Annotated in this window: 12 protein-coding genes; 3 read left to right on the forward strand and 9 right to left on the reverse strand. The window is 65.0% G+C overall.

The window, feature by feature from the left end; all coding sequences use genetic code 11:
- Positions 1-7 precede the first annotated feature (7 nt).
- Positions 8-1,420, forward strand: a complete 1,413-nt coding sequence (locus tag C5F46_RS10770) for a nodulation protein NodH (RefSeq protein ID WP_107325357.1) — start codon at positions 8-10, stop codon at positions 1,418-1,420.
- Here C5F46_RS10770 and C5F46_RS10775 read toward each other — a convergent pair.
- The 9 genes from C5F46_RS10775 to C5F46_RS10815 form a co-directional block, all read right to left on the reverse strand.
- Positions 1,417-1,881, reverse strand: coding sequence for a PTS sugar transporter subunit IIA (locus tag C5F46_RS10775; protein WP_107325366.1), 465 nt, complete (start codon positions 1,879-1,881; stop codon positions 1,417-1,419). The two genes, C5F46_RS10770 and C5F46_RS10775, sit on opposite strands and share 4 nt — an antisense overlap.
- Positions 1,882-1,915: 34 nt before the next feature.
- The gene (hpf, locus tag C5F46_RS10780) at positions 1,916-2,494 is read right to left on the reverse strand and encodes a ribosome hibernation-promoting factor, HPF/YfiA family (protein WP_107325367.1); all 579 of its coding nucleotides are present in this window, start codon (positions 2,492-2,494) and stop codon (positions 1,916-1,918) included.
- A 252-nt stretch (positions 2,495-2,746) separates the two neighbouring features.
- Positions 2,747-3,490: an LPS export ABC transporter ATP-binding protein gene (gene lptB / locus C5F46_RS10785; protein WP_107325358.1), complete on the reverse strand. Its 744-nt coding sequence runs from the start codon at positions 3,488-3,490 to the stop codon at positions 2,747-2,749.
- A complete protein-coding gene (gene lptA, locus C5F46_RS10790; RefSeq protein ID WP_107325359.1) occupies positions 3,490-3,978 on the reverse strand; it encodes a lipopolysaccharide transport periplasmic protein LptA in 489 nt (162 codons plus the stop codon). Before lptA ends, lptB begins: the two co-directional genes overlap by 1 nt.
- Before the next feature lie 7 nt (positions 3,979-3,985).
- Entirely contained in the window at positions 3,986-4,591 is a 606-nt protein-coding gene (locus C5F46_RS10795; protein WP_107325360.1) for a hypothetical protein, read from the reverse strand.
- Positions 4,591-5,556, reverse strand: a complete 966-nt coding sequence (locus C5F46_RS10800) for a KpsF/GutQ family sugar-phosphate isomerase (RefSeq protein WP_107325361.1) — start codon at positions 5,554-5,556, stop codon at positions 4,591-4,593. The genes C5F46_RS10795 and C5F46_RS10800 overlap by 1 nt, the downstream gene beginning before the upstream one ends.
- A complete protein-coding gene (locus tag C5F46_RS10805) occupies positions 5,537-6,151 on the reverse strand; it encodes a ribonuclease D (RefSeq protein ID WP_107325368.1) in 615 nt (204 codons plus the stop codon). Before C5F46_RS10805 ends, C5F46_RS10800 begins: the two co-directional genes overlap by 20 nt.
- 102 nt (positions 6,152-6,253) lie before the next feature.
- The gene (locus tag C5F46_RS10810) at positions 6,254-6,736 is read right to left on the reverse strand and encodes a fasciclin domain-containing protein (RefSeq protein ID WP_107325362.1); all 483 of its coding nucleotides are present in this window, start codon (positions 6,734-6,736) and stop codon (positions 6,254-6,256) included.
- 193 nt (positions 6,737-6,929) lie between these two features.
- On the reverse strand, positions 6,930-7,379 hold the full coding sequence (locus C5F46_RS10815; RefSeq protein ID WP_107325369.1) for a DUF302 domain-containing protein: 450 nt from the start codon (positions 7,377-7,379) through the stop codon (positions 6,930-6,932).
- 145 nt (positions 7,380-7,524) lie between these two features.
- Here C5F46_RS10815 and msrP point away from each other — a divergent pair, with 145 nt between their 5' ends.
- Both msrP and msrQ read left to right on the forward strand, forming a co-directional pair.
- Positions 7,525-8,439, forward strand: coding sequence for a protein-methionine-sulfoxide reductase catalytic subunit MsrP (msrP, locus tag C5F46_RS10820; protein ID WP_107325370.1), 915 nt, complete (start codon positions 7,525-7,527; stop codon positions 8,437-8,439).
- On the forward strand, positions 8,439-9,023 hold the full coding sequence (gene msrQ, locus C5F46_RS10825) for a protein-methionine-sulfoxide reductase heme-binding subunit MsrQ (RefSeq protein WP_107325363.1): 585 nt from the start codon (positions 8,439-8,441) through the stop codon (positions 9,021-9,023). Before msrP ends, msrQ begins: the two co-directional genes overlap by 1 nt.
- Positions 9,024-9,202: the final 179 nt, after the last annotated feature.

A 9,202-nucleotide genomic window follows, 5' to 3' on the forward strand; every position in this document is an offset into this window, starting at 1 on the left:
CCGCCCGATGGTCTCGCGCTTTGACAGTTTTGTGATCTTTGCGGAAATGCGCACCGGCTCGAACCTGCTGGAGGCGGCGCTGAACGGGATCGAGGGCATTACCTGCCACGGCGAGGCTTTCAATCCGCATCTGATCGGCTTTCCTGACCGCGAGACGGTGCTGGGCGTAACCCTTGCCGACCGCTGCGCTGACCCGATGCCGCTGTTGGCCCGGATCAAGGCTGCGCCGGGGTTGAACGGATTTCGGTATTTTCATGACCATGATCCGCGCGTTCTTGCGCCGGTTCTGGCCGATCCGCGCTGCGCCAAGATCATTCTGACCCGTAACCCTCTGCACAGTTATGTCAGCCTCAAGATTGCGCGCGCCACGGGGCAGTGGAAGCTGGGCGATCTGCGTCAGCGCAAGACGGCGCAGGTGGCCTTTGATGCCGCCGAATTCGACACGCATCTGGCCGATTTGCAGGCGTTTCAGCGGCAGTTGCTGCATGGGTTGCAGACCGGTGGGCAGACCGCATTCTATCTGGATTATGACGATGTTCGCGAGCTGGATGTGCTGAACGGGCTGGCTGCGTTTCTGGGGCTGGAGGGGCGGCTTGCGTCCCTGCCGGGGGGGCTTTTGCCGCAAAACCCCGGCGATCTGGCCGACAAGCTGTCCAACCCGGCCGAGATGGCGGAGGCGCTGGCGCGGATTGACAGTTTCGCCCTGGCGCGCACGCCGAATTTTGAACCGCGGCGGGGGCCGAATGTGCCGGGGTTCGTGGTCGCCGGGGGGGCGCCGCTGGTGTTGCTGCCGATCCGTGGCGGGCCCGAGGCGCAGTTGCGCGGCTGGCTTGCGGGCTTCGGCGGCGGCCTGACCGAGGCCTTCACGCAGAAAACCCTGCGCCAGTGGAAACGCACCCATCCCGGCCACCGCAGTTTCACCGTGCTGCGTCACCCCCTGCCGCGCGCCTGGGCCGCGTTTTGCGAGGCGATCCTGCCCGGCCGCTATGCCGAAATTCGCGCCGCGCTGTGCAAACGCCACGGCCTTTCCCTGCCCCCGGTTGAAGGGGTGGGCGCGATGACCCCGGCCGATGTGCGGGCGGCGTTTCTGGGCTTTTTGCGCTTTGTGAAGGCCAACCTCGATGGCCAGACCCCGATCCGGGTTGACCCGCTTTGGGCCAGTCAGAGCGCGGTGATTCAGGGCTTTTGCCAGTTTGCACCGCCCGACATGATCTGCCGCGAGGAGCGGCTGGACGAAGATCTGGCCTGTCTGGCCGCCGCCGTTGGCCAGCCGATGCCGTCATTGCCCGCGCCCCCTGCCGACCCTGGCCCGGTGCCGCTGGCCGAAATTCACGATGCCGAACTGGAGGAGGCCGCGCAGGTCGCCTATGCGCGCGACATGGTCAACTTTGGGTTCGGGGGCTGGTCGGCGCGGGGTTAGGCGGCCTGGGCGCCATGCGCTTCGGTCAGCACGGCATGCAGCGCGGCGGGGGCGGTGTTGGCACGCAGCTTGGCGCAGACTTCGGTGTTGCGCATCGTCCGCGACACCAGCGCCAGCGCCTTGAGATGTTCCACCCCGGAATCCTTGGGCGCAAACAGCGCAAAGATCAGATCGACCGGCTGCCGGTCTACCGCGTCGAATTCCAGCGGCCGTTCAAGGCGCAGAAACACGCCGACCACATGGTCAAGCCCGTGCAACCGGGCATGCGGCAGCGCCACGCCATGGCCCACGCCCGTGGGGCCCAGACTTTCGCGTTCCTGCAACGCATCGACCGTTTGGGCCGCATTCAGCCCGTAGGCTGAATGCGCGATTTCACCGAGATCCTGAAACAGGCGCTTTTTCGAGGTGACATGAGCCAATACTTTTACGGCACCCGGTTGAAGCAGGTTCGAAAGCTGCATCGTTCCCTCTGTTTCGCGCCCCATCCGGGTCGTCTTACTTGCTGTTACGCGGGTCGATCCAGCCCACATTGCCATCTTCGCGGCGATGAACGACGTTCACACCGCCATGTTTTTCGTTGCGGAACACCAAAAGCGGCGCGCCGGCAAGTTCCATCTGCATCACCGCCTCGCCAACCGAAAGCGTGGGAACCTTGGTTTCCATCTCGGCCACGATGATCGGGTTGAGCGTATCGGGTTCGGCTTCCGCCGTATGCTCATCCGAAGCGAGCACATACACGCCGGCATCAGCGAATTCAACCGGGGCCGGGCGGTCGCGGTGATGGTCTTTCAGGCGGCGCTTGTAGCGGCGCAGCTGCTTGTCCATCTTTTCGCGGCAGGCTTCGAATGCGGCATAGATCTCGGTCGCGTGTCCCGCGGCGGCGGCGGTCAGCCCGGTCGAGAGGTGGACCGTTGCTTCGCAGATGTATTCATAGGCGTTGTTGCGCGAGAACACGACGGTGGCGTCGGTCGGACTTTGCGAATATTTCTCGACGGTCTCGCCCAGCTCGGTTTTCACATGGGTCTGCAGCGCATCGCCAACGTCGATCTGTTTGCCGCTGATCTGGTACCGCATGGCTTCTCCTTCAGGTGTCTTGACCTTGCCCGTCATTATGCTTTGCGGGGTTCGGTGCGGTTGAATTTCGGGAAGGGGGAACTTCGCGCGGCGCTGGCCCTGTGCAAGCCGGAACAGATCGGAAGGCTTCCGGCGACGGGGCGCGAGCGGGGGGGCGATGGTCACTCATTTGATACAATTGGCGCCTCTCTGATCGGCGATGTCAACGCCTTACTATGTGACGTGGGGGCCGCGAGGGCGCCCTGCAAGAGGTTACGAGATGCGGAAACTTTCGCCCAGATAGACGCGGCGGACGTTTTCATCGCGCACGACCTCGGCGGCGGTGCCGCTCATCAGAACACGGCCATCGTGCAGGATATAGGCGCGGTCAACGATTTCCAGCGTTTCGCGCACGTTGTGATCTGTGATCAGCACGCCGATACCACGGGCCCTCAGCTCTTGCACAAGGGTTCTGATTTCGCCCACCGCGATCGGGTCCACCCCGGCGAAGGGTTCGTCAAGCAGCAGGTATTTCGGGTCGGCGGCAAGGCAGCGGGCAATCTCGACCCGGCGCCGTTCGCCGCCCGACAGCGCCAGCGCGGGCGCGCCGCGCAGATGCCCGATCGAGAAATCGCCCAAAAGCTCCTCCAGCCGCTCCCGGCGGCGGTGCGGGTCGCGCTCCACGATCTCCAGCACGGCAAGGATGTTGTCCTCGACCGACAGGCCGCGAAAGATCGAGGCTTCCTGCGGCAGATAGCCGATACCCAGCCGTGCGCGCCGATACATCGGCAGCGCGGTGACATCGCGCCCATCGATCACCACCGCGCCCGCGTCGGGGGTGATCAGGCCCGCGATGTTGTAAAAGCAGGTGGTCTTGCCCGAGCCGTTCGGACCCAGCAGCGCCACGACCTCGCCGCGGCCCAGATCAAGCGAGACATCGCGCAACACCGGGCGGCGCTTGTAGCTTTTGCGCAGGCCGGTGACATGCAGCCCGGTCGCCGGGTCGGGTGCAGACATCAATTGCCCCCCGGCTGCAGCAGGGTGCGTACGCGCCCCTCCATCGAGCCGGTGCCCGATTTCAGATCGACCGTCAGCTTTTGCCCCGACAGCACGTTGCTGCCCTGCGTCAGCACCACGTCGCCGGTCAGCACGACATTGCCCGCGTCGATGCTATAGACCGCCTCGCGCGCCTCGGCGGCCTCGGTGGCAGAAACCAGCGTGACGCCGCCGGTGGCGTGCAGCCGCTCGATCCGGGTCTGGTCGCCCTCGGCATAGTCCACCCGCACCTCGGCTGCGGCCAGCCGCATCTGGCCCTGAATGATCACGACATTGCCGGTGAAGACGGCAGAGCCATCGGTCTGGTTGACCGACAGGCTGTCGGCCGTCACCTCGACCGGGGCCGAGGCATCGGTGCGGATGCCGCCGAAGGCGACCGTCTGGGCCGACGCCGCGATGGGCAGGGCAAGCAGGGCGCATAGGGCAAGCGGGCGGCAAAGCGAATGCATGATGTCCTCAATCCTGAGGCCGGTATATCAGCTTCACGCCGCCGTTGAAAACCAGAACATGGTCTTTGGCGGTGCCGGTGGCCTCCAGCAACATGGCGCCTGCGCTGATCGCGCCAAAGGGTGCGCTGCCCGCAACCGGGCCGGGGGCTGCCAGGCGCGAGCGGTCGGTGGCGGCCTCCAGCAGGTCGGTGTGCAAGGTGTAGCCGGTGGTGGTGGCGACATCGACCCCACCCGATAGCGCCAGCAGCCCCGCCGTCGGGTCGATCCGCCCGGTGCCTGCGCGAATGTCGGTGCCAAGGCCCCCGGCGGTGTCCAGCCGGGCGTGCAAGTCGGTGGCGCTGGCGCCGCCGCCCGCCGGGTTGGGGCGGGCGGTTTGTGCGGTGACGGTCAGGCTGCCGCCATCTTCGGTCATTCCGGCATAGTCGGGGGCTGTCAGGCGCGGCTCGCGCGCCAGCTCCTCGACATCGACCTCGGCATAGGGAATGGGGTCTGAAGGGTCGATCCGGCCCGAAAACAGAAACAGCGTGGACAGTAGCACCAGAGCCGCCAGCGGCAGCGCGATTTTCAGGCCCGCGACAAGCCGGGAATGGGCGTTGTCATAGGCCCGCCCCATCACACCACCCCGGCGCGCAGGCAGTCGTGAATGTGCAAGATGCCTGCGGGGCGGCCGTCGCCCTCGGGAGAGACCGCAAAGAGGCAGGTGATCTTTTTGTCGTTCATCACCGCCACCGCGCGTTCGGCCAGCGCCTCGGGGTCGATGGTGCGGGGGGCGCGTGTCATCACCTCGGCGGCGGTATGGGTCAAAAGACCCTCCATGTGCCGCCGCAGGTCGCCGTCGGTGACGATGCCCGCGAGCCGCCCTGCCGCATCGGTGACGCCCACCACGCCAAAGCCCTTTTGGCTGATGGTCAGGATCGCCTCGCTCATCGGCGCGGCCTCGGGCACCAGCGGCATGTCGGTGTGCATCAGGTCGGCCACGCGCGCCAGCCGCGCGCCCAGCTTGCCACCGGGGTGGAAGGTGCGGAAATGGTCGGGGGTAAAGCGACGATGTTCCATCAGGGCCACCGCCAGCGCATCACCCAGCGCAAGCGTCATGGTGGTGGAGGTGGTGGGCACGATGCCCGACCCGCAGGCCTCGGCCGCCTGCGGCAGCACGATGGCCACATCAGACTGGCGCAAAAGCGTCGAGCCGGGGCGGGAGGCCACGCCGATCAGCGGAATGGAAAAGCGCCGGGTATGGGCGATGATGTCTGACAGTTCGGGTGTTTCGCCCGAGTTCGACAGCACCAGCGCCACGTCATCAGGCGTGACCATGCCCAGGTCGCCATGGCTCGCCTCGGCGGGGTGGACGAATTGCGCGGGCGTGCCGGTGCTGGCCAGCGTCGCCACGATCTTGCGCCCGATATGGCCCGACTTGCCCATGCCCGAGACGATCACCCGCCCCCGGGCCTTCAGGATCAGGCCCACGGCTTCGCCAAAGCTGCCGTCAAGGCTGTCGGCCAAGGCCACCAGCCCCGCGGCCTCGATCCCGATCACGCGGCGGGCGGTTTCCAGAAAGTCAGTGGTGGAAGATGTCATTGGGTTCTTCCCATCCCATCAGGTCCAGCCGGGCGCGGGTGGGCAGGAAATCGAAACAGGCCTGCGCCAGATCGGTGCGGCCTTCGCGCGCCAGCCGCTTTTCCAGTTCCGCCTTCAGCCGGTGCAGATACAGCACGTCAGAGGCGGCATAATCCATCTGCGCCGGGGTCAGGTCAGGTGCGCCCCAGTCCGATGTTTGCTGCTGCTTGGACACATCGACACCAACCATGTCTTGCAACAGGTATTTCAGCCCGTGCCGGTCGGTAAAGGTGCGCACCATTCTGGAGGCGATCTTGGTGCACCAGACGGGCTGCGTGACCACGCCAAACGCCGCGTAGATCGCAGCAATGTCAAAGCGGGCGAAATGGAACAGTTTGATGGTGCCCGGATCGGCCAGCATCGCGCAAAGGTTCGGCGCCTGGGTCTGGCCACGGGCAATCTGCACCAGATGGGCATCGCCATTGCCGGACGAAAGCTGCACCAGACACAGTCGGTCGCGGCGCGGGTCAAGACCCATCGTTTCGGTATCGACCGCAACCACCGGGCCAAGCGTCAGCCCGTCGGGCAGATCGTGTCTGTGCAGATGAACCGTCACCGGAAACCTCATGTTTGGATGGCACGCGCTGCGCCTTCCTTTCCATAGGCATTCGGTGCGGCAAGCGCAACGCCAGGCCAGGCCGGCGTTGCGCTGGTTCGCTTACATCGCGGGCAGGATCACCGCGTCGATCACATGGATCACGCCGTTGGTAGCCTCGATATCGGCAGTGCTGATCGTGGCGCCATCGACCTTGGCGCCGCCCATCGTGGTAATCGTCACCTCGCCGCCCTGCACGGTGGCAGCCTTCATGCCGTCGGACAGATCGCCCGACATCACCTTGCCCGGCACGACGTGATAGGTCAGGATCGCGGTCAGCTTGTCTTTGTTCTCAGGTTTCAACAGGTCTTCGACGGTGCCCGCGGGCAGCGCGGCAAAGGCGGCGTCCGTGGGGGCAAAGACGGTGAAGGGGCCTTCGCCTTTCAGCGTTTCGACCAGACCGGCGGCCTGAACGGCGGCAACCAGCGTGGTGAAGTTGCCCGCACCCACCGCGGTATCGACAATGTCCATGTCGGCGGCGAAGGCAGGGGCGGCCAGCGCGGTGGCGGCGGCGGTGGTCAGCGCGAGAAAGGTTCTGCGGATCATCGGTTGTCTCCCTTGGGTATGGATGCCGTCCCTGTGGCATCGCAAGGGTTACGGCTGGGGTGGCCAACCGGATGCACGCCAAATTGCCGTGAACCGGGCTTGACCCTGACGGGTCTTGCCCCAAGCCGCGGGGCTTGGGGGTTTCTACTGAAAATCTTGTGATCCAATGTGAAGCAGCGAGAGCGCGGAGAGCCTATTCCTCCAGCATCAATGCTTCGGCCACGATGCCTGCCAGCAGATCTTCGACCTCTTGCATCGCGCCGTCGGGGTAATCGCGGTGGCCTACGATGACGACGCCGGGCTTTTCGGGGGTTTCGTAGGCAAAGATGCCATAAGGGCAGAATTGCACATTGGCCGGATCAACCTCCATCACGCTGCGCGAGGTGGTGGCCGAGCAGAAGCTGAACACATCGGCGCCGGTGAACACGGTTTTGGTGGCGCCCACATCGGCCTTGGTGCGTTCCAGCATCTCGCCGACATGGCTGAGGTGATCAACCACCAGCCCGCGCCCGATGATCGCGCTTTCCAGCGCGAAGGCGACGTTTTCAAAGCTGTCTTCGACTTCGTAGGTAATTGCCTCGGCTGCCGCCGCGACTGGGCCAGCCAACCCTGCGGCAAGCGCCGCGATGAACAATCTGCGCATGATCTCTCCCTTGCTGCCCTTCGGCACCACAACTGTGGCGCGGAAAATGCCGTTGGGGAAGGGGCTTCGCACAGCCAAGTCAAGCACTTGTGAGAGGGCGTCTGCGGGGGCGGGGCTATAGTAATTCAATCAAATGGAGGCGAAGATGAGCAGGGGCAAAACACTGGGCTGGTCGGATGTGACGCCGCGGGCTGATTACATGACCCGGCGCGCGCTGATCGCCTCGGCCGCCGCCGCAGGGCTGGCAGGCCCGGCGCTGGGGCAGATCGTGGCCGCGCCCTCGCGCTATTCCACTGCCCAGACGCCGAACACGCGTGAGGAAATCACCGGCTATAACAACTTCTACGAACTGGGCACCGACAAGGCCGACCCGCGCAAGAACGCGCGCCTGCTGACGCTGAAGCCCTGGGCCGTGCAGATCGACGGTCTGGTTGACCGGCCCGGCAGTTACGGGTTGGAAGACATCCTGTCGGGGGCGCAGATGGAAGAGCGCATCTACCGACTGCGCTGCGTCGAGGCGTGGTCGATGGTGGTCCCGTGGGTCGGGTTCGAACTGAACCAGTTGCTGGCGCGTGTGGGGGTGCAGCCCGGCGCGAAATATGTGGGTTTTGAAACGCTCGTGCGCCCCGACGAAATGCCTGGCCAGCGCCGCGCGATTCTGGATTGGCCCTATCGCGAGGGGCTGCGGCTGGATGAGGCGATGCACCCGCTGACGATTCTGGCCACCGGGCTTTACGGCGAAGAGATGCCCGCCCAGAACGGCGCCCCGATCCGGCTGGTGGTGCCGTGGAAATACGGGTTCAAAAGCATCAAAAGCATTGTGCGGATCACCCTGACCGAGCGCGAGCCGGTCTGCACATGGAATGCAATGCAGTCACAGGAATACGGGTTTTACGCCAATGTGAACCCCGAGGTGGACCACCCCCGCTGGAGCCAGGCGACCGAGCGCCGAATCGGCGGCGGCATCTTTGCGCCGCGCGAGCCGACTCAGATGTTTAATGGCTACGCCGCAGAGGTGGCCAGCCTCTATGCCGGGATGGATCTGGCAAAGTTTTATTGATGCAGATCGCAAAGATGAACTGCGTCCTGCGCGGGGTTCCGCCTTGGGCGGTTTATCTGGCGGGGGCGCTGCCGCTGGCCTGGGTGGTCTGGCTGGGGGCGACCGGCGGGCTGGGTATCGACCCTGTCAAAGAGATCGAGCATCGTCTGGGCAAGATCGGGCTGTGGTTTCTGGTGGCGGGTTTGGCGATCACGCCGCTGCGGCGCCAGACCGGCCTCAGCCTGCTGCGGCAGCGCCGGGCGCTGGGGCTGCTGGCATTTTTTTATGTGGCGCTTCATGCGGCAGTCTGGCTGGGGCTGGATATGCGGTTGCTGTGGGAACAGGCGGCCAAAGACATCCTCAAGCGCCCCTATCTGACCGCGGGTATGGCCGCGCTGGCACTGCTTTTGCCGCTGGCGCTGACCTCAAACGACGCCTCGGTGCGTTGGCTGGGGCAGGGCTGGCGGAAGCTGCATCGTCTGGCCTATCCGGCCGCCATCGCGGCGGGGGTGCATTATCTGTGGCAGACCAAAGCCGATGTGACCGAGCCGCTGATCTGGCTGGCGGCGATTCTGGGGCTGTTGGCGCTGCGACTGCGACGCTGACACAGGTTCCGCAGCGTCAGCAAGCCGGCAAAAGGCGAGCGGTGGAAATCTTCGGAAATCAGGCGAGGTGATTTGCGAAACATTCTTGCGCAACGGTGATCGCGAGCGTCCCTCCGGTTGGCTGGGCGGATTTAATTGTCTTTTATAAACAGAGGTATGAGTGAAAAATGTGGCGTCGC

This window comes from Phaeovulum veldkampii DSM 11550, assembly GCF_003034995.1.
Classification (GTDB): domain Bacteria; phylum Pseudomonadota; class Alphaproteobacteria; order Rhodobacterales; family Rhodobacteraceae; genus Phaeovulum; species Phaeovulum veldkampii.